Here is a 21,236-nt window from a genome sequence, read left to right as displayed (position 1 = left end):
GGAGTTAAAACAATGAGCATACAATTGATTGCAAGTACAACCTTTGGGCTGGAGTCTGTGGTAAAGCGTGAGTGTCAAGCCCTTGGATTTCAAGATATTAAAACTGCCGATGGCAAAGTAGAGTTTACAGGAGATGAAAAAGACATTGTAAAAGCAAATCTTTGGCTACGCTGTGCAGGTAGAGTATGGGTAAAAATGGGCAGCTTTACAGCGGTAACCTTTACCGAATTATTCGATAGAACAAAAGCTTTACCATGGGGTGAATGGATTCCCGAAGATGGAAAGTTTACTGTTGTTGGAAAATCTGTAAAATCGACGCTTTTTAGTGTGCCTGATTGTCAGGCTATTGTGAAAAAAGCCATTGTCGAAAAATTAAAGGAAAAATATCAAACCGACTGGTTTGATGAAACGGGTGCTTCTTATACCATTCAAGTCGGTATTTTAAAGGATGTTGTTACCTTGGCGATTGACACCAGCGGATCCGGCTTACACATGAGAGGTTATCGTGCTAACGCCTTGGATGCCCCTCTAAAGGAATCCATTGCCTCTGCTATGGTGCAGCTTAGCTATTGGCGTAAAGATAGAATTTTGCTGGATCCATTTTGTGGTTCAGGTACCATCCCCATTGAAGCGGCCATGCTTGCCAGAAATATTGCACCTGGTCTGCAAAGAAAATTTGCCAGTGAAGAATGGGGACGTATTGGTAAAGAGCTTTGGAAAAAAGCAAGAGCTGAGGCTTATCAAGCAATTGATTATGATGTTACCCCTGAAATTTATGGAAGTGACATTGACCCTGCTGCTATCGCCCTTGCAAAAGAAAATGCAGAAAAAGCGGGTGTGGATGATTGTATTACCTTTGAGGTGAAACCATCTCAGGAAATCACTTTGCCGGGAAAATACGGAGTTTTAATCACCAACCCACCTTATGGTGAAAGAATTGGTGAATTAAAAGAAGTTGAAGAAATGTATCGTGCCTTAGGCGCAACGATGAAGAGTGATCGCACATGGTCTACCTATGTGATTACTTCTATGGAATATTTTGAAACCTTGTTTGGGAGACAGGCCGATAAAAAAAGAAAATTGTTTAATGGTCGAATCAAGACGGATTATTATCAATTTGAAGGGCCAAGACCACCCCGTGCATAATAAAAAAACTGCTTTGTCACACATCGGCATTGCAGTTTTTTTGTTATGAAAATAGAAAAACCCTTCGTAAAACGAAGGGTGGAAAAATTATAAATTAAAATAATAGCTTAACACAAAACAGCTGCCAATTCTTCAACAGCCAGTGCCTCATCTGCGCCATCTGCAATGATTGTAGCAGTCTGGCCTTCCTTCATGTTTAACGCAATGGTACCCATTATGCTTTTTGCGTTAATCTTTTTTTCATCAATACTAACTTGGATTTCCGCATTGAACTTACTTGCAGTCTGCACGAAATAGGCAGCCTGTCTTGCGTCTAAAGATGTTTTAATTGTCACTGTTCTCTGAGTCATTTTTCTTCACCCTTACCCTCTCTGAGCGTCTCTGCTAAATTGCTGATTTTACGCAGTCTGTGATTTACACCAGATTTACCTACAGGTTCTGTTAAAAAGGTTCCCAATTCCTTAAGGCTAGTATCCGGATATTCCAACCGGAGCCTCGCAACCTCCTCTAACTGCTTAGGAAGCATGTCCAGCCCGATAGTTTGTTGGATATATGTAATATCTTCCAATTGTTTGACCGCCGCAAGTACCACTTTATTGAGATTTGCTGTTTCGCAATTGACTTTTCTGTTAATATCATTTCGCATTTCTTTTACAATGCGCACGTTTTCCAGATTCATCAGTGCAATATGGGCACCCATAACGTTTAACAAATCTACAATTTGCTCCCCTTCTTTTAGGTAAACAATAAAATGATCTTTCCGCTCTACCACTTTTGAGTCGAGATCAAAGGTATTTACCAAATCTCGAAGCTGTATCGCTAAATCGTAAGATGGTAAAACAAACTCTAAATGATAGTTTTTTTCAGGGTTGTTTACAGAACCAACCGAAATAAATGCTCCCCGGATGTACGCACGTCGGCAACATATACTGCTGACTACCGTGGGATACATCTTGTTTCGAATGATTGTAGTACCATTCTCGGTCAACCAAATACCCGTTGCTCTAAGTAACCTTTCAACCTGGTCAATATCTTTTAGTATAAGAACATAGACCTTTGATTTGCGTTTTTTACCGCCGGATCTGATAAATATTTCACTGTTAATATTAAAAGTATTTTTCAATAATGTAAAGCATTTTTTCGCGACAAGGTAGTTCTCTGTTTGAATTTTTAAACAAAAAATATCTTTAAAACAACGAATTTGACCACAAATATTTATAATGCCTGCAAGTTCAGCTATATTGCAATGTCTTGCATTCCCAAAATGTTCGAATAACTCTTGCTTTACCTTAGATGAAAATGACAAATTTGAGCCTCCTTGCAAGTTTTTACACATACGAAAAGATTATGATTGCTTTTTGTGACGTCCATCTTTCTCAATATCATTATGCTTTAATAAAAGTGTGTGTTTTTCTTTATCCAAAGCGTTATATAATGCATTTGCCAATGTAACTGATCGATGTTTCCCTCCAGTACATCCTATGCTTATTACAAGACTATTTTTCCCCTCTTTTACATAAAGAGGCAATAAAAATTCAACCATTTCCACCAATTTTTTCAAAAAATCTTGACTTTCCTGGAAGGACATTACATAATCACTCACAGGGGACTCGTTCCCTGTCATTTCCTTTAACTCCTGAATATAAAAGGGATTTGGCAAAAAGCGAACGTCAAAAACCAAATCACTATCTACAGGGATACCATATTTAAAGCCAAAGGAGCATACAGTAACCACCAGATTATCAAATTGCTGGTTTTCCACAAAAATGCGATTAATCTGAGCCTTTAATTCCCTCGTCAGCACATTGGTTGTGTCTAATATATAGGTAGCCTGACTCTTTACCTCTTGCAACATCTCTCTCTCAAGCAGGATTCCATCTTCAATGGAGCCCTTTTTGGAAAGGGGATGACTACGACGTGTTTCTTTATAACGCTTAATTAGTGCATTATCAGATGCATCTAAAAAAATAATTTCATATTGATAGCCTTTTTCCTCCAAGGAGAACAAAACCTGAAACAGGTCGTTAAACAGCTTACCACCACGAATATCAACTCCCATGGCAACCCTTTCAATTTCTCCTTCCTGCTCATAGCAAAGCTCGGCAAACTTTGGTATTAATGCAGGGGGCAGATTATCCACGCAGAAAAAATTGATATCTTCTAAAAACCTAAGAACAGAAGACTTTCCTGCTCCGGACATACCCGTAACAATAACGAACCTCATATAAAATCTTCTCCTTTGTAATTACACTTAAAATTCCCCAACAATTTTCACTTCCGTCTCCAAAGAGACACCGAATTTTTCAAATACTGTTTGCTGGCAAAAGGAAATTAAATCAAGGATATCTTGTGTTGTGGCATTGCCTTTATTTATCACGAAACCAGCATGTTTTTCGGAAACCTGCGCACCGCCGATACTCTTGCCCTTTAATTCTGCATCTTGTATTAGTTTCCCTGCAAAATAGCCTTCGGGACGTTTAAAGGTACTGCCAGCGCTTGGGAATTGCAGAGGCTGTTTCTCCCTTCTTTGTTCGCCAAGCTCCTTCATTCTATTCTTAATTTCTTCAATGTTCCCTTTTTTCAAACGAAGGGTAGCATTTAAAAGAATATATTCTTCCTCTGGTAAAATGCTGTGACGATAGGAGAGATGTAAATCCTCAGCTATAATGCTTTTTACTTCTAATTCTTTTGTTAAAACCTCTGCAGAAACTAAAACGTCCTTCATTTCCCCACCATAGGCTCCGGCATTCATCGTAACCGCACCACCCAGAGAACCGGGAATGCCCGATGCAAATTCCAGCCCTGTCAGGCTGTTTTCTGCGGCTTTTGCGGATAAAGTCGATAGTAATACGCCTCCTTGGGCATAAATGGTCTCTCCGTCTATTGCTATTTCAGACATTCTTCCACCAATATGCACCACTGCACCACGAATGCCCTTGTCACTAACCAAAAGATTGCTTCCGTTGCCAATGACCAAAATAGGTGTCTGATGCTTCTGCAAAATCTCAATGCTTGCTTTTACTTCCTCCAAGCTCTTTGGCATAATGAAAATATCCGCAGGCCCACCTGTACGAAAAGTAGTATGTCCACTCATTGGTTCCGCCAATGCAACGGCATCCTCTCCAAGCTTAAGGCGTAATGCCTCCACTACTGTATCCATATAGTCACCTTCCTATTCTGCCTCAGTACGATTGTTTTGTAATATTTTATTCTCAAATTCCACTGCTGAACTTGTTCCCATTTTCTTTTGGCGATTGCTGATGGCTGCTGATTCGCAAATTACCGCAACATTTCTGCCGGGGCGAATGGGAATGGTATTACATAGTACTTTATTCCCCAAAATCTCGATATATACCTCACTTAAGCCCAAACGGTCATAAGAGCATTGATTCCCATCCCAAATCTCAAGTTTGATTACCAGGTCAATGGATTTCAGCTGTTTTACTGCACCAATACCAAATAACTCTTTTACATTAATAACACCGATGCCTCGCAATTCAATGAGGTACCGAATGAGCTCTGGGCAAGTGCCTACAAGGGTTTGATCTGCAATTTTCTTGATTTCCACCGCATCATCGGCAATCAATCGGTGCCCTCTTTTAATCAGCTCCAAAGCGGTTTCACTCTTTCCAATACCGCTGGCGCCTGTAATTAGTACACCCTCGCCATAAATATCAACCAAAACACCATGCATCATAACACGATCTGCCAGTTCGCCTCGTAACCACATAATCAATTCGGCGGCAAGGTCGGTGGTGGTTTTATTTGTCCTAAAAATGGGAATGCCATATTTTCTCCCATAATAAAGCATTTCAGGAAATACTTCTAGGTTTTTACAAATAATTAAGCATGGAATATGATATTCGAACAATTGGCAAATTGCTTCATCTCTTGCTTGGGCATTCAAGGTTTGTAAATATCCATGCTCAACTCTGCCGATAATTTGCAATCTATCATTATCAAATCGATGATAAAATCCTGTAAGCTGTAACGCAGGACGATTGATCTCTTTACGGGTAATCACTCTTCCTGTAATATCTATTTCAGGTAAAATTGCTTCCAATTGAAATTCTTCAACTATTTTTGTTAGTTTTGCGCTGTACATAAAACCCTCCTAAGGCATCAAACTTATACCTACTGCTATCATAACCCAAAAAGGTTAATTTTGCAATTCATCCTGATGGAAAAAGGCATAAACCTGCTCCGCCGAAGGAATGTTCATTTCTGTTACTTCCAAAAGGTCTCCCACCTCTGCTCGAGCAATATCTTCAATGGAACCAAAATGCCGCATTAAAGCCTTTCTGCGAACTTCGCCAATACCCTTGATATCCTCTAAAACAGAATGAAGCCCTGCCTCTTGCCTTAGTTTTCGATGATAGGTTATTGCAAAGCGGTGAACCTCATCCTGTATTCTTGTTAGAAGCTTAAACCCCTCAGAAGTATAAGGTATTTTGATTTCTTCGCCATCAAATAACAGTCCTCGTGTACGATGCTTATCATCTTTTATCATGCCGCAAACAGGAATATTCATACCAAAGGATAGCAAAACCTCCTCGGCCGCGCTCACTTGAATTTTACCACCATCCATAAAAATCAAATCAGGCAGACGGGTAAAGCTGCTGTTTTTACCCTCAGCCTTTTCCTTTAAAGCATGATTCAGCCGACGGGTAATCACTTCTTTCATGGAGGCATAATCATTGGCACCAATTACTGTTTTGATACGAAACTTTCGGTAATCACTATTTTTCGATTTACCGTCTTCAAAAACCACCATAGAACCAACAGATTCAAATCCTTGAGTATTGGAAATATCATATGCCTCAACCCGGTGTAATGTCCCTTGGATTCCCAAAGCCTGACGCAGCTCCTCCATTGCCCCTTTCGTACGCTGTTCCTCTCTCCTCAGTTTTTCGCCAAACTGTTCAAAAATCAACATGGCATTTTTATGAGCCAATTCAACCAGTTTTTGCTTTTCTCCTTTTATGGGAACAGTAAAAATAACCTTTCCTTCTCTTTTTCCGGTGAAATACTCTGATAGAAGTTCTTTTTCTTCGGGAACTAGATCCTCTTGCAGAATAATTTCCCTGGGAATATAGGCAGTTCCAGTATAAAATTGCTGAACAAAAGCAGTTAATATTTCACTGCGGCTTTGTTCTTCCGAAGCAGTCATGGTGAAGTTTTCTCGTCCTGTCATTTTACCATCACGGATAAAGAAAACTTGAACTAAGCATTCGTGGAAAGCACGAACCATTGCAATAACATCGGCATCTCCCACTGACATGTTAGCCATTTTTTGCTTTTGAGCAACGCTCTGTACAGCTCGAATTTTGTCTCTTAATGCCGCCGCTTTTTCGTAGTCCATATTTTCTGCTGTTTCTGCCATCTCAGCTTCCATTCTTTTACGAATGCCGTCATGCTTTCCTTCCAGAAAATCCATGGCATCTTTAATAAATACTTTATAATCATCAGATGAAATTGCCCCACTGCATGGTGCTAAGCACTGACCGATATGATGATTGAGACAAGGACGTTCCTTTCCGATTTCTTTCGGCAAATTTTTTTTGCATTTACGAATAGGAAATAGCTTATGCAATGTTTCCACAGTTTCTTTTACTGCCAAACCATCGGTATAAGGGCCGTAGTATTTGGCTTTGTCCTTATCCAAACGCCTTGTAATAAAAATACGAGGAAATTCCTCTTGAATGGTCACCTTAATATAGGGATAGGATTTATCATCCTTTAGCATGATATTGTAATAAGGCTCATGTTGCTTAATCAAATTGCATTCTAAGATTAATGCTTCCAGTTCAGAATCAGTAACAATATATTCAAACTCCACTATTTGGGGTACCATTGCTCTGGTTTTGGCAGTAAGATTTTTGTTGCTCTGAAAATATTGACGCACTCTATTTTTTAAGTTAATTGCCTTCCCAACATAGATAATTTGCTCCTTATCATTTTTCATGAGGTAAACCCCCGGTTTTTGGGGAAGCTTCTTTAATTCTTCGCTGATATCAAACACGTTCTCACCTTCTCCATATGCGTATGTGTAGCTTTCCTAAAATTTCATTTTTACGAAATTTTACACATGTATTCTCTATTCATCCTATTTTAGTTTTATCTGAAGTGGATTCTATAAAAACCCTTATTTACATTTATTGATAAGTCACAATCTAAAAAAGACAAGCCGCAAAGGTTGTTCGTGGCCACCTTTTGTCTCTTGCCGAATACATAGTATTATAAAGGACTTCTTGTAAAATAGGAAGAGGTTTTGAAAATACTTTAATGGTTATTTGAGTTTTTGATGAAGTAAACGATACGTTATCTTTCGTCTTTTTAAGGTATGTTTAAATAAAAGGAAGTAAAATTAACCAAAAAGCTTTGAAAGGATGAAATAAATGAAACGAATGATATCAACTTTGCTTTGTTTTACGTTACTTCTTGGTACAACTGGTTGTAGTAATGCCCAAGGAGCAGAATCAGACAGCAAGGAATACGCCAATGCCCTTTTTGACGACAGCTATGTACATACCATAGATATCCAAATTGATGAGGACAGCTGGGCAGACCTACTGGAAAATCCAACGGAGAAAACGAAGTATAAATCTACCGTTGTAATTGATGGGAATACCGTTGAAAATGTTTCCTTTGCTACAAAAGGAAACTCGTCTCTTTCACAAGTTGCGGATAGTGAAAGTAACCGATACAGCTTTAAACTTAATTTTGGCAAATTTGTGGAAGGTCAAACTTATGTTGGTTTGGATAAATTAAATTTGCAAAATATATGTTCCGACGCCACTTATATGAAAGACTATCTTGCATATGAGATCATGAAAGAATGTGGTGTTGCCTCTCCCCTTACAAGCTATGTTTCCCTTTCCATTAATGGTGAGGTTTATGGTTTATATTTAGCTTTAGAGGATATAAGCGACTCTTTCTTGGAACGGACCTATGGAGTAGATTACGGAGAGCTCTATAAACCGGAAACGGAAATGTTAGGAAACATGGGACAACATGGCAAGAAAAACATGGAGCTACCTCAGGTTATGGAAAAGCCGGATGGAATGGAACGGCCTGAAAATGCGCAAGCACCAGCACCTACCAACGGAGAAAAAACTGATATGCCCAAAGGCGCAGGACAACGTCCTGAGGGAGGTATGGGTATGGGCGGAACAGCAAAAGGAGCTGACCTGGTATATACCGATGATGAAATATCCAGTTATTCCGATATTTTTGATAATGCAGAAACGGATGCTACAGATGAAGATAAGGCTCGCTTAATTGCATCTCTTAAGCAATTATCCACGGGAGAAAATCTGGAGAAATGCGTTGATGTTGATGCAGTGGTTCGCTATTTTGTGGCACACAATTTTGTATTAAATGGTGACAGCTATACTGGCTCCATGCTTCACAACTATTGGCTTTATGAAGATGATGGAATCCTTTCCATGCTTCCATGGGACTATAATCTTGCTTTTGGTGGATTCCAAATGAAAGGTTCTAATGATGCAACAAGCATTGTAAATACTGCCATTGATACACCCCTATATGAACAAAATTTAGGAAAGCGACCTATGTGGGATAAGGTTATGGCAAAGGAAGAAAATATACAGCTATATCATGACTATTTTAATACACTCATTGCTGATTATTTTGAGTCCGGCAAATTTGAGAATACTATCAACCGTGTCTCTACAATGATTCGCCCTTATGTAGAAAGTGATCCCACTGCATGGTATACCGTGGAGGAATTTGACACAGCAGTGGATACGATTACCAAGTTTTGTCTCCTTCGTGCCCAGAGCATTCGCACTCAGCTTGATGGTTCCCTCGCTTCTACCACAGCAGAACAAAAAACAGAAGATATGATCGATGCCGGCTCAATTGACATCTCTGCTATGGGTAGTCAGGGTAAAGGCAGAGGAAATGATGACAAAAGAAATCCGGAAGAAGGAAAAGCGACTACAGACAAAACAAAAAAATGAGAATTTAGTATTGATTAAGAAATATATAAAAGGCTTGAAATTGTTAAGTAGCAATTTCAAGCCTTAAAATTTAAGAAAGCCTTCTGTGTGGTTACACAGAAGGCTTTTTTATAAAAGACAGATGAACCTATCTCATTGGAATTTTAGAGAAACAATCTATTACCTAGGTAATCAAATCATATATTTATATCATACGAAAGCGCCTTAAAATACCAATGAGTTTTGTACCCATAGGCAAGCTACGTAAATCTTCCTCTGTAATTCCACCAATTAAAAGCATTACCAATCCATAAATGCCAACAGCAAACAAAATTGATGTTAGCGTCGCTAAAGTATTGCTTGGGTAGAGCATATTTACAATATGGTATATCGCAAGGGATGCGATTCCCATAACCGTTGAACCGGCAATGGGTTTTAAAAATGTACCCATCATGTCAAATTTAACTGCGGTAATTTTGGAAAGCATGATTACATCAAAAACACCTGCCACCAAATAGCAGCCTGTTGTTGATAATACAGCACCAAGCACATTCAATTGCGGAATTGCAATTAACACATAGTTCAAAATTATTTTAACAATTGCCCCTAACACCGCACCAATCACAGGTATTTTAATATGCCCGATTCCTTGAAGGATTCCTGTTGCAGTTTGGCAAAGCGCCAAAAATAGAATAGAAACTGCACCTACCATTAAAAGTGTGCCTCCTTCTTTGGCGTTGGGAAACAGCAATTGAATAATGGGATCACCTAAAACACCAATCCCCACGGCCGCAGGAACGGAAATAATCATAGAAAGACGAAATGTTAAATTCATTTTTCTACGAACTTGTTTGAACTCCTTTAATTTCACTGAAGACGCAATACTGGGCAAGGCAGCAGTTGCCAAAGCTGTTGAAATAGAAACTGGCAATGTTGTTAAGGTTACATACTTACCAGATAGTTGCCCATAAAGTAGCAAGGCATTCTCATGGGTATGACCTGTATTTTCCAGAATATGCATAACCATCTTCATATCAATTAAATTGGTAATACTAAATACTGCTGTACCGGCAATAATAGGCCAAGCTGTTTTCAAAAGCTGTAATATAGTATCTTTACGGCTTTCTTCATTAGCCTGATGGCATCTTTTTACCTTCTTTTTAATGGTTGGTCGAATCAAAAGGTAACTGAACAAAATTACCAAAAGTCCCGCCACTGCACCAATACCTGTACCCATCGTGCCACCGGCCGCACCTAAGGGAATATTTTTTTGTCCCGTCGGTACACCATAGCTTAAAAACAGATAGGCAAGATAGACACTGAAAAATGCATTAAACACTTGCTCAATAATTTGCGAAATTGCTGTTGGCACCATGGTGTTCATTCCTTGGAAATACCCACGGAATGCTGACATAATTCCGACGACAAAAATTGTAGGCGATAATGTTAAAATGCAATAGTAACCCTCTGGAGCATTAGAAAAGTTTGCCACCTCTTGGGCAAAAACGGCAAGTAAAACGGCAAATATAAGACCCAAAGTTCCTGAAACGATCAGTGCACTTTGAAATACTTTATGTGCATTTCGATATTCCTTTAACGCAAGTCTTTCAGAGACCATTTTTGAGATAGCAGCCGGTAAGCCCGCTGAGGAAAGTATGAGTAAAAAAGTATAGATATAGTATCCAGCACTGTAAATACCATTTCCAGAATCACCAATCATATTGGTTAAAGGTACTCGGTATACAAAGCCTAAAAAGCGTACAAGGATGCTGGCCGTCGCTAAAATGGCGGCCTGCTTGACAAAGGAAGTCTTTCTTTTTACTCTTTCTTCCATATCACACCTCTTACTCACTCATACTCATTAATTACTGCGTGCTTTTTGCTTTCTGCGAAGGTTATTGTCCAAAATCTTTTTACGCATACGCAGATTTATTGGTGTCACTTCCAAAAGCTCGTCCTCACCAATAAACTCCATGCATTGTTCCAAAGACATTTGAATTGGAGTAGTCAGACGCAATGAATCGTCGGAGCCGGAGGAACGTGTATTGGTAAGCTGTTTCTTTTTGCACACATTAATATCCATATCATCCACACGAGCATTTCTACCCACAATCATTCCTTCATATACCTTAACGCCCGCACCTATGAACAAATTGCCTCTTTCTTGGGCATTGTATAAACCATAGGTAATTGCCTCGCCACTTTCAAAAGCCACCAAAGAGCCTTGAGAACGCATGGGGATTTCCCCTTTATAGGGTTCGTATCCTTCAAAGATTGAGTTCAGGATACCATTGCCCTTCGTATCTGTCAAAAACTCATTACGGTAGCCAATCAAACCTCTAGCAGGAATGTTAAACTCCAAACGGGTATATCCACCCTTGGAGGGATACATATTTGTCATTTCACCTTTTCTGGAGCCAAGTTTTTCGATTACGTTCCCCACAAATTCTTCGGGAACGTCGATTGTAACAAATTCCATAGGTTCACATTGTTTTCCGTCAATTTCTTTGAATAAAACTTCGGGTTTAGAAACCTGAAATTCAAAGCCTTCACGGCGCAAAGTTTCAATCAAAATAGAAAGATGCAGTTCCCCTCTACCGGAAACACGCATACAATCCATGGATTCAGTATCTTCCACTCTAAGACTAACGTCTGTGTTCAATTCCTTATATAATCTATCTCTTACCTGACGGGAAGTAACGAACTTACCATCCTGTCCAGCAAAAGGACTATCATTAACAGCGAAATTCATCGACAAAGTAGGCTCTGAGATTTTAACAAAAGGCAGTGCCTCGGGTTTATCGGGAGAGCAAATAGTGTCACCAATCATAATGTTTTCGATACCACTAATGGCAACAATATTACCTACGCTAGCCTCTTTTACTTCAACTCTTTGCAAACCTTCAAAAAGATAAAGCTTAGAAATACGCAGTTTTTTCAATGAATCCTCATCATGCATATTCAAAACAACAACCTCATCATTCACATGAATTGTGCCGTTTTCAATTTTGCCAATACCAATACGACCTACATATTCGCTGTAGTCGATGGTAGAAATTAACGCCTGCAAAGGCGCATCTAAAATACCCTTGGGGCCTGGAACATGATTGATGATTGCTTCAAACAAAGGCATCATATCCCCTTCTCTGGCAGAGGAATCTGTGGAAGCGTAACCCCCTCTTGCAGAAGCAAAAACAAAGGGAGAATCTAACTGCTTTTCACTGGCATCCAGCTCCATAAAGAGCTCCAGCACTTCATCCACAACTTCATCGGGACGTGCTTCGGGTCTGTCAACCTTATTCACGCAAACAACAACGGGGTGGTCTAACTCAAGAGCCTTACGCAATACGAATTTTGTTTGAGGCATAGGTCCTTCAAAAGCATCAACAACTAAAACAACGCCATCCACCATTTTCAATACACGTTCTACCTCGCCGCCAAAGTCCGCGTGCCCGGGGGTATCAATAATATTGATTTTGGTGTCATGAAAGTTTACGGCAGTATTTTTGGAAAGAATGGTAATACCTCTTTCACGTTCAATATCACCACTATCCATTACTCGTTCTTGTACCACTTGATTTGAGCGGAAAATACCACTCTGACGTAGTAACTGGTCAACCAGCGTTGTTTTGCCATGATCAACATGGGCGATGATTGCCACATTTCTAATATTTTCGATCTTTTGTTCCATAACAAGCTCCAATCGTTTCTAAAATTTAAACATCGTTATATTGTAGCACAGGGTTTCATGCTATGCAATTATTCTTTGTCAAAAAATGATGTTTTTTTAAGATTTTTTCAATTTTCAATAAAACATAAATGAATAATCTCTACTTTCACTTTCAAAAGTATGAAAATAAGGGAGATAATAGTGAAAGCCCCACCAAGAATTATTCCCAGGGGGGCAGATGAATACTCTATGTTTTATAAAGGTTTTGGTGGTTTAGCAGAAGTACCAACAACTATCCGTTCCAACCATATGTATAGGGCTTATTGACAATGGTTAATAGCTGCATGCGCTTCACTTTCTTGCAAATAATATATAATTAGTCTTTTTCCATTCAAAATTGTTGGCTTTGCTTTTAAATGCACTTTCACATCTGCACCTTTTATATATTTATCTTCCTCATAAGAAGAATCTGAGAAATCCATATTTTGAAAAGCAAAATCAAAATTTTGATTCATCTCACCGAAAATAGCTGAGCAACTGGCGCCAATACAGCTTTCTCTTGATTTGTCAATTAATCGACATGCTGTATCGTTTATGTAGATAATTTCTCCGTTTAATGTATCGCATATGAATACGCCGTCGGAAACATCATCTAAAAACATAAAGGTTTGCTGCTGATGTTCTTCGTTTAATGGTGCTTTCATGCCTTTGTCATAAAAGAGAAAGCGTTTTTTGCGGTTAACCCTAGCATTCAGTAAAGCGATTTCTGCGTTACTGTACAGCTCTTCGTAGTTTGTAGCATGCTCCGGTGAAAAACAAACACCTGCGGAACAAGTGAGGGATAATTTCAAATTTGCATTATCATACGCAATGGCGTGGCAAATTTTTTCCAGCTTTTGCTCCAATATTTCCTGCTCTACACGGAATGGAATAAATATAGCAAATAAATCCCCGTCCATTCTGCTGATAAAGTTTGTTTCTTCAAAAATAGATTCCAACATTTCGCCAACGGCACATAGAACTTTGTCTCCCATGCCATATCCCAAAGCAATATTGATAGATTTAAAATGGTCAATATCGATTAAAATAAATACCCCTGTAAATTCTTGATTATGATTGAAGAAATCTTGAATTCTTATTTTTAATTCCGAGCGGTTTAAAAGCCCTGATAAAAAATCAACCTCTGCACGCTTTTTCATTTCTGCAATTGCATCATTGAATTGGACCTCTTTTTGAAACTGAGAGGTTTGCATGCGACACAGGGTATTATTTACTGTATTATCAAGGGTTTCTGATAAATACGGCTTGAAAATGCAGTCTAAGGCTCCAAAAGAAACGGCTTTCGCTACCAATTCCGTTGTTTCATGAATTGTAATCATAGGTATATCAAATTGTTTGGTTAAATAACTGATTTCGTGTAAGTCTTCCTCCGTTACATCGTTTGCAACAGAGAAAATTAATATGGCTATATTAGATTTCTCTTCCTTTAAGATGTCATGTAATTCCGGTAGCGTTTTTACTTGTAATAGAGCATACTTGTGCGCAAAAACACTCTGAAACCTTTCAAAATCCTCAGAATTTGGATCGAATATTAACATATATTTATTTTCAATATCAAGTTTCAAAATATTTTCATTGCTGGTAGCAATAAGTTCTGCTTCGGAATCAATCAGACTCAAGTTCACCTCGTTGATTAGTTCCTCAAAAGAATGTAACGGCAAGGGTTTGGAAAAAAAATATCCCTGAACACTATGGCACCCAAGAATTTTCAATAGGTTTACTTGCTCCTCGGTCTCAACCCCTTCAGCAATGACCTTTAGATTCATCCATTTTGCAAGACTGATCACAAAGCTCATGACACTTCTTTTATCTCTGAATTTTTCTTGATCCTGCACAAAGCGCATATCTAATTTGAGAACATCAATGGGTAGCTCAGATAGCATATTCAAAGAGGAATATCCACTTCCAAAGTCATCCATTTCGATGGTAAAACCCAATTCCTTTAGCTGCTTAATTCCGTTAATAATCTGCTCTGAATTTTCGGTATATGCACTTTCTGTAATTTCGATAAAAATATGACTGGGTGTTAAGCCGTATTTTTCAAGCAAAGACAACAAAATTGAATCAATGTTGGGATTATAAATATCAGCCCTTGACATATTAACAGAAACGGGAATGGCCGGGTTTCCTCGATCCATCCAAGAACGAATCCACCGACAGGATTCCTCCAACACATATAAATCCAACTCAGTAATAAACCCGTTATCTTCAAAAATTTTGATAAACCGATTGGGGGTAATCATTCCTTTTTCAGGGTGCATCCATCGAACCAAAGCTTCCGCACTGCATATTTTTTCATTCATCAAATCATACTTTGGTTGAAAATAAACAACAAATTCTCTGTTGTTTAAAGCAGTTTTCATATTTGATAAAATGAATTGTTCATCCAACAATTTTTGACGAATGTCATCTTTATAAAAAGCGAGATATGAAGCATATTTCCCTTTGATTGACTCCAATGCAAGGCAAGCTCTGGCGCACATAATACTAACAGGCAGTGTGGCATCATCAATTGTATATACTCCAAATTTTATTACACTATGTAAATTTTCATTAAAACGGTTGATATACTCAACACAATCAAAAAAGTCATTTTCGTTGTATTCTTCCCTATGCTCTACAAGAACTGCAAAAATATCACCGCCAATTCTGCCGCAGATACCTCCCCGTTGAAACTTATCTCGAATCATCAGGGCGACATATTTTAAAAGGGCATCTCCTTCGCTAAAACCGAACAGCTCGTTCACTAATTTAAACCGCTCAATATCGCAACAAATGATGTCATATTCTTGTTCAGGATTCTGTTTTATTGTTTTTTCGGCTAAGCTATAAAAGTGTTTTTTAGAATACAAACCCGTAAGGGTATCTCTCTGAACCAAATCAAGAATATTTGCAGTTTTTTTTAATAAAACGGTGTTCTCTACCCTTCGCTTAATCTCATCAGGGCCACACGCCATCTGAATAAAATCTTGCACCCCATATGAAAGGGCCTTGGCCTTTGCAGTAGCATCCAGAACCTCATTTTGAGAGATTACAACAACAGGAATATTGCGTAAAAAAGCATCTCTGTGTATTTCTGCTAAAAGTTCATACCCATTCATAATGGGCATAACCAAATCAAGCAGTATTACAGAAATGCCTGCATATGAATTCTGCAAAACTTCAAGGGCTGCTTCACCGTTTTCTGCTTCCAATATTTCATATTGAGAGCCTAAAATTAAGGATAGCATTTGTCTATTTACTTTATTATCATCAACAATAAGGACAGTCTTCGTTAAAGACACAGCAATATCCTCCTCAATTTTTTGGGGAAATCCGAATTTCATTCTTTTTCTTCATAAATTTCGATTGCAAAAAAGTAATAAAATCAATTAGATTTTTTCAATTCCTTTACCTAAAAAAAAGTGAAACCTCATTTTAATCAGCATTCTTTATATTGATAATTCATGAGTTTTCCATTAAATTCTAGCATTATATTCGACAAAAGTCAACCAGTTTCAAGTTTATAATAATTCATCAACATGCATTGCAAATTGTATTCTTAGGAAGCATCATTTGATAAAATTTTTCGTCAATAAAATGCTTAGTTCCTTATGATACTTCAAAATTCTTCCTTTTATAATATTCCTTTTTAGGAATTTTAGATTTGGCTTCACTTGAATTTATTATATTTTTCTTTTATTATTCGTGGAAAATTCACTTGATATTAAGATTTTTTGAGGTATACCAATCCCCTATCTGCATCACCTAATAAAAATAGTAATTTATTCAAAATAATGTAAATAGAAAAGAAAAACCCATACCAAAGGTATGGGCTTTTAAATTTAAAATAAGTACTGTTTCTTATTGGATTACTGCAATAACTGCAATACGCCCTGAGGCAACTGGTTAGCCTGAGCAAGCATTGCCTGAGAAGCCTGAGTCAAGATGTTATTCTTTGTGAATTCCATCATCTCTTTAGCCATGTCAACGTCACGAACACGGCTTTCAGCAGCTGTCATGTTTTCAGTTGCAACACCCAAGTTGTTGATTGTATGTTCCAAACGGTTCTGAACAGCACCCAAGTCACCACGGGTTGCAGATACAGTATTGATTGCTGCTTTGATTTTGTCAATCGCTGCGGAAGCGCTTTCCTGATTTGCAACAGAAATGCCTTCAATACCCAAGGATTTAGAGCTCATGTCGCCAACGCTTACTGTAACTTTCTGGTAGCTGTCGCTAGTATCGCCTACCTGAAGAGTTAAGCCGCCGCTAGAAACAGCTTTACCCTCTGTGGAAATACCCAATGTTTTAGCAACTTCACCGCCGTCTTTATCTTCAAAGCTTAACTTCTTATCAGTTGTATTTGCAAATTCTAAAGCACCATCAGCATTTAAGGATACTTTGATTTTATTAGTAAGAGCGTCAGTACCGGTTAAACCTTTTGCAGTGTCATAGTTAGTCAAAGCGGCATCAATACCAGCCTGAAGCTTTGCTACTAAATCGCCTGTAGTGCCGTCTGACAAACCTACGCTTACTTCTACAGTCTGATCATCAATCTTCATAGTAAACTTGCCTACTGTATCTGCAGGAGCAAATTTAAGACTGGTTGCAGGAGCAGCGGATGCAACTTCGGATGTTCCCATTGTTGCCCCTAAAACGCTGGTTGCAGTACCGGTAAAGGAAATCTTAGAATCTCCGTCTTTCTGACCACTTGTAAAAGCAAAGGACTTAGCAGCACCATCTGCGCCGCTTGCTTCAACCTTAATTTCGCTGAGGTTTGTGCCATTTGTAGCATTGTGTGCTTTAATGGCCTCGTTGATTGTGTTCTGCAAAATAGTTGCTGCAGTTTTGCTGTCTGCTGCCGAAGTAGAAGTATCATCCCATTTCTTATTAAGTGCAGCTTTATCCGAATCACTAAGTTTAGACCAGTCAACCTTAACCTCTGTGCCATCAACATTAATTGTATCCTTTTCAAAGAAATCAATAGTTGCAGCAGTAGCGTCTGCACCAGGTGCAGCACCAGTTGTAGCACCTTTGTATGTAACAATAGAAGCACCTGTCAAGCCACCAGCTGCACTGGAACCACCAACAGAACCATCCAACAGTTTGATACCATTGTAGTTTGTGGATTCGGCAATACGATCAATTTCAGACTTCAAGGATTCTACTTCCTTCTGAAGGTTTGCACGGTCTACTTTGTTATCGTATGTACCGTTTGAAGACTGTGTAGCCAATTCAACCATACGATTTAACATAGAATGAACTTCTGTCAAAGCACCTTCTGCTGTCTGAACTAAGGAAATACCATCATTAGCATTTTTTGTTGCTGTTTCCAAGCCCTTGATTTGCGCTCTCATTTTTTCGGAGATTGCTAAACCAGCAGCGTCGTCACCGGCTCTGTTGATTCTGTAACCGGAAGACAATTTTTCAAGGTTCTTGCCTACTGCACTATTGTTTGCGCCCAACTGTCTGTGGGAGTTTAAAGCTGCGATATTGTGTTGAATTCTCATGATAAAACCTCCTTGTTTGTCAATCGGAATGCATCCGTGCATTCCGTGATTTATTATCCAAGCAAAGCCCGTGCACTGGCTTCACCTGTTAAATTGGTAAGGATATCTCTTACCAATGCATATACAACATGTTCCATTTTTGTTGTACAACTATATAATCGGTAAAATTTTCTACGACTTAATAGTTTTTGTAAAATTTTTTTACTTTTTATTATTAATATTTATTTCGCAATTGACTTTCTTAGAAAAATTTATAAATGACTTATTCTTTTTATATCTACATAAGAAAAAGACCCCTTCATCCAAAGATAATGGGTCTCTTTCTTCATAGAACTATGTGTTTCTAAAGCTGTAAAGCTCCATAAAAGTTCGTTTATTCCTGCCTATTATCAGTATAAAAACTAAATACAATAAATCAGCTTTTCATATAAAAGGCATTTCTAAATTATTTCTTTGTTGCTTTCATTTATTTATCTCTCAACTGAGCATCCAATTCCGTAGACAAACCGCTCAAAATTGCTTGCATTGCAGCAGCGATATCTGCATCTGCCAAGGTTCTCTCGGCACTGCGGAAGGAAATGGAATACGCAACGGATTTATAACCTGCTTCAATTTGAGCACCCTTGTAAACGTCAAACAGAGTAACGCTTTCCAGATATTCTCCACCATTTTTCTTAATAATATCGCTGATTTCTTTTACGGTAACATCTTCTTTCACAAGCATAGCAATATCTCTTGTCATGCCGGGGAATTTAGGCAAAGGCTTATAAGTTACATTTCTATCTGCATAAGCAGTCATTTTTTCCAAATCAAGAACTGCCATGTACGCCTTTGTTCCGATTTCATAATTTTTCGCAACAACGGGGTGTAATTCACCAAAGTAACCTACGGTTTCTCCGTTTATTTTCAAGCATGCAGTTCTACCGGGATGCATCCAAGGAGTTTCCTTTTCGGGCAAATACTCTGCTTTTCCAGCCAAGCCCAAAACATCAACCAAATGTTCCACAATTCCCTTTAAGTCATAGAAATCCATATTTCCGTACATACCAACGGTTAATGTGGGGATTTCGTGGGGCAATTCTGTCAAAGGCAACGCCTTAGGCAAATAAACTCTTGCAACCTCGAATAAACCTGCCTGTTCATTACGTCTATTATAATTGGTGGACAGTGAGTTCAAAATACCATTGAAGGAAACAGTACGCATAATGCTGAAATCTTCACCCAAGGGATTGGAAATGGTAACGGTTTCTCTCAATTTACTGTCAGCAGGAATCAAAAGCTTATCGAAAATCTTAGGGCTTTCAAAGCTATAGGTCATTGCTTCGCAAAGACCATCGGCAATCATGGTATCCTTTACCAAAGAAGTAATGGTTTGCTCATAATTTTTCTTACCAACGGTAGGTGTACCCGCTGCCAAAGTATCGGGGATTTTATCATAGCCGAAGAAACGAGCAACTTCTTCTGATAAATCTGCCTGTGCTTCCAAGTCAGGGCGATAGGTTGGCACAATTACCGAATGTTTCACAGGGTCAACAATCATACCCAAGCGTTCAAAGGTTTCCTGCATTTCTTTTTCGGAAATCTCTGTTCCAAGGAATTTATTAATCCATTCAGGTGAATATGAAAGCTCCCAAGGTTTACGCTGATTGGGGTAGGAGTCCACCATGCCGGGAACAACCTCGCCAATACCCAACACTTCAACCAATTGAACTGCACGGTTTACCGCATCTATTGCCAAATTGGGGTCTAAACCCTTTTCATATTTGCTGGAAGCATCAGTACGCAGACCAACATTTTTTGCAGTAATACGCACGTTGGGGCCATTGAAGTTTGCGGATTCAAATAAAATCGCCTCTGCATCTTCGCTAATCATAGAGTTTTCGCCCCCCATGACTCCGGCAATGGCAACAGCCTTTTCAGGATCAGCAATGACCAACATAGATTCATTCAGAGTTCTTTCTACACCATCCAGCGTTACAATTTTTTCATCAGCTTTTGCATTTCTTACAATGATTTTTCTATCGGCAATACAATCAATATTGAATGCATGCATAGGCTGACCCATTTCCAGCATAACATAATTTGTAATATCTACGATATTGTTAATGGGGCGAACGCCTGCGGCTCTTAATCTTTTACGCATCCAGCGAGGAGAAGGCCCGATTTTTACGTTCTTTACTGCTCTTGCAATATATCTGGGGCAAAGATCAGGGTTTTTGATTTCAACGGAAATCATTTCTTCAATTTTACCTGTCCCCTCTTCTTTTACTGTGATTTCAGGGTATCTGAATTCACCTTTATAGGTTGCGGCAGTCTCCCTTGCCAAACCTAAAATGCTAAAGCAATCGGGACGGTTGGAAGTGATTTCAAATTCCACTACCACATCTTTAATGTCTAACAATTCTACGACATCTTTGCCCAATTCAACAGCTTCGGGGAAAATATAGATACCATTCTCAGGTGCTTCGGGGAAATCATGACGGTCACAGCCCAATTCCTCTACAGAACAAAGCATACCTTGAGATTCAACACCACGCAAAGCCCCTGTTTTGATTTCTTTTCCTCCAGTAATCACAGAACCATCTAAAGCAACGGGCACATAGTCCCCAACTTTGATATTTTGTGCTCCTGTTACAATGGTCAAATCCTTACCTTGCCCAGCATCAATGGTACAAATCTGAAGTTTATCTGCATCAGGGTGCTTTTCAATGGCTTTGATATACCCGGAAACAACATTTTTAATTTCTCCCGCTAAAGTGGTGTAACCCTCCACCTTAGAGCCGCTCATTGTAATATCTTCTACATATTCTTTAATGCCTACGTTTACATCGGCATACTCTTTTAACCATGACATCGGTAAATCCATGATAATAACTCTCCTTTCAAATAAAAGCTTTTGGTTTC

Annotated in this window: 13 protein-coding genes; 2 read left to right on the top strand and 11 right to left on the bottom strand. The window is 38.7% G+C overall.

From position 1 onward, the window contains the following. Window positions 1-12: 12 nt before the first annotated feature. A complete protein-coding gene (locus tag CPRO_RS07460) occupies window positions 13-1,146 on the top strand; it encodes a THUMP domain-containing class I SAM-dependent RNA methyltransferase (protein ID WP_066049833.1) in 1,134 nt (377 codons plus the stop codon). A 107-nt stretch (window positions 1,147-1,253) separates the two neighbouring features. Here the strand turns inward: CPRO_RS07460 and CPRO_RS07455 are convergent, their stop codons facing one another. From CPRO_RS07455 to uvrC, 6 genes are read right to left on the bottom strand one after another with little or no spacing between them, the layout of a single operon-like run. Further along, a complete protein-coding gene (locus CPRO_RS07455) occupies window positions 1,254-1,496 on the bottom strand; it encodes an HPr family phosphocarrier protein (RefSeq protein WP_066049829.1) in 243 nt (80 codons plus the stop codon). After that, window positions 1,493-2,452: a DNA-binding protein WhiA gene (whiA, locus tag CPRO_RS07450; RefSeq protein WP_066049826.1), complete on the bottom strand. Its 960-nt coding sequence runs from the start codon at window positions 2,450-2,452 to the stop codon at window positions 1,493-1,495. The genes CPRO_RS07455 and whiA overlap by 4 nt, the downstream gene beginning before the upstream one ends. Before the next feature lie 39 nt (window positions 2,453-2,491). Continuing rightward, the gene (gene rapZ, locus CPRO_RS07445; RefSeq protein WP_066049824.1) at window positions 2,492-3,370 is read right to left on the bottom strand and encodes an RNase adapter RapZ; all 879 of its coding nucleotides are present in this window, start codon (window positions 3,368-3,370) and stop codon (window positions 2,492-2,494) included. A 27-nt stretch (window positions 3,371-3,397) separates the two neighbouring features. Next, window positions 3,398-4,306, bottom strand: coding sequence for a UDP-N-acetylmuramate dehydrogenase (gene murB, locus CPRO_RS07440; RefSeq protein WP_066049822.1), 909 nt, complete (start codon window positions 4,304-4,306; stop codon window positions 3,398-3,400). 12 nt (window positions 4,307-4,318) lie between these two features. Continuing rightward, window positions 4,319-5,251: an HPr(Ser) kinase/phosphatase gene (hprK, locus tag CPRO_RS07435; RefSeq protein WP_066049821.1), complete on the bottom strand. Its 933-nt coding sequence runs from the start codon at window positions 5,249-5,251 to the stop codon at window positions 4,319-4,321. 54 nt (window positions 5,252-5,305) lie between these two features. Continuing rightward, entirely contained in the window at window positions 5,306-7,168 is a 1,863-nt protein-coding gene (gene uvrC / locus CPRO_RS07430; protein ID WP_066049819.1) for an excinuclease ABC subunit UvrC, read from the bottom strand. 376 nt (window positions 7,169-7,544) lie between these two features. Between uvrC and CPRO_RS07425 the strand changes: the two genes are divergently transcribed. Then, a complete protein-coding gene (locus tag CPRO_RS07425; protein ID WP_066049816.1) occupies window positions 7,545-9,131 on the top strand; it encodes a CotH kinase family protein in 1,587 nt (528 codons plus the stop codon). 184 nt (window positions 9,132-9,315) lie between these two features. Here CPRO_RS07425 and CPRO_RS07420 read toward each other — a convergent pair whose 3' ends face one another. The 5 genes from CPRO_RS07420 to pheT form a co-directional block, all read right to left on the bottom strand. Further along, window positions 9,316-10,944 carry a putative polysaccharide biosynthesis protein gene (locus CPRO_RS07420; protein ID WP_066049813.1) on the bottom strand — a complete coding sequence of 543 codons (1,629 nt, stop codon included), beginning with the start codon at window positions 10,942-10,944 and terminating at the stop codon, window positions 9,316-9,318. A gap of 27 nt (window positions 10,945-10,971) precedes the next feature. After that, window positions 10,972-12,801: a translational GTPase TypA gene (gene typA / locus CPRO_RS07415; RefSeq protein WP_066049811.1), complete on the bottom strand. Its 1,830-nt coding sequence runs from the start codon at window positions 12,799-12,801 to the stop codon at window positions 10,972-10,974. Window positions 12,802-13,100: 299 nt separating this feature from the next. Beyond that, the gene (locus CPRO_RS07410; RefSeq protein ID WP_159430660.1) at window positions 13,101-16,124 is read right to left on the bottom strand and encodes an EAL domain-containing protein; all 3,024 of its coding nucleotides are present in this window, start codon (window positions 16,122-16,124) and stop codon (window positions 13,101-13,103) included. A 567-nt stretch (window positions 16,125-16,691) separates the two neighbouring features. Continuing rightward, window positions 16,692-18,332 carry a flagellin N-terminal helical domain-containing protein gene (locus CPRO_RS07405; RefSeq protein ID WP_066049806.1) on the bottom strand — a complete coding sequence of 547 codons (1,641 nt, stop codon included), beginning with the start codon at window positions 18,330-18,332 and terminating at the stop codon, window positions 16,692-16,694. Window positions 18,333-18,798: 466 nt separating this feature from the next. Continuing rightward, entirely contained in the window at window positions 18,799-21,198 is a 2,400-nt protein-coding gene (pheT, locus tag CPRO_RS07400; protein ID WP_066049804.1) for a phenylalanine--tRNA ligase subunit beta, read from the bottom strand. Window positions 21,199-21,236: the final 38 nt, after the last annotated feature.

Source organism: Anaerotignum propionicum DSM 1682, from assembly GCF_001561955.1.
Classification (GTDB): domain Bacteria; phylum Bacillota; class Clostridia; order Lachnospirales; family Anaerotignaceae; genus Chakrabartyella; species Chakrabartyella propionicum.
The sequence above is the reverse complement of the archived record's forward strand: the minus strand, read 5'-3'. Positions and strand labels throughout refer to the sequence as shown.

Coding starts and splice junctions, on each gene's coding strand:
- CPRO_RS07460 (WP_066049833.1), top strand. CDS start 13: ATGAGCATACAATTGATTGCAAGTACAACCTTTGGGCTGGAGTCTGTG.
- CPRO_RS07455 (WP_066049829.1), bottom strand. CDS start 1,496: ATGACTCAGAGAACAGTGACAATTAAAACATCTTTAGACGCAAGACAG.
- rapZ (WP_066049824.1), bottom strand. CDS start 3,370: ATGAGGTTCGTTATTGTTACGGGTATGTCCGGAGCAGGAAAGTCTTCT.
- murB (WP_066049822.1), bottom strand. CDS start 4,306: ATGGATACAGTAGTGGAGGCATTACGCCTTAAGCTTGGAGAGGATGCC.
- hprK (WP_066049821.1), bottom strand. CDS start 5,251: ATGTACAGCGCAAAACTAACAAAAATAGTTGAAGAATTTCAATTGGAA.
- CPRO_RS07425 (WP_066049816.1), top strand. CDS start 7,545: ATGAAACGAATGATATCAACTTTGCTTTGTTTTACGTTACTTCTTGGT.
- CPRO_RS07420 (WP_066049813.1), bottom strand. CDS start 10,944: ATGGAAGAAAGAGTAAAAAGAAAGACTTCCTTTGTCAAGCAGGCCGCC.
- typA (WP_066049811.1), bottom strand. CDS start 12,801: ATGGAACAAAAGATCGAAAATATTAGAAATGTGGCAATCATCGCCCAT.
- CPRO_RS07405 (WP_066049806.1), bottom strand. CDS start 18,332: ATGAGAATTCAACACAATATCGCAGCTTTAAACTCCCACAGACAGTTG.
- pheT (WP_066049804.1), bottom strand. CDS start 21,198: ATGGATTTACCGATGTCATGGTTAAAAGAGTATGCCGATGTAAACGTA.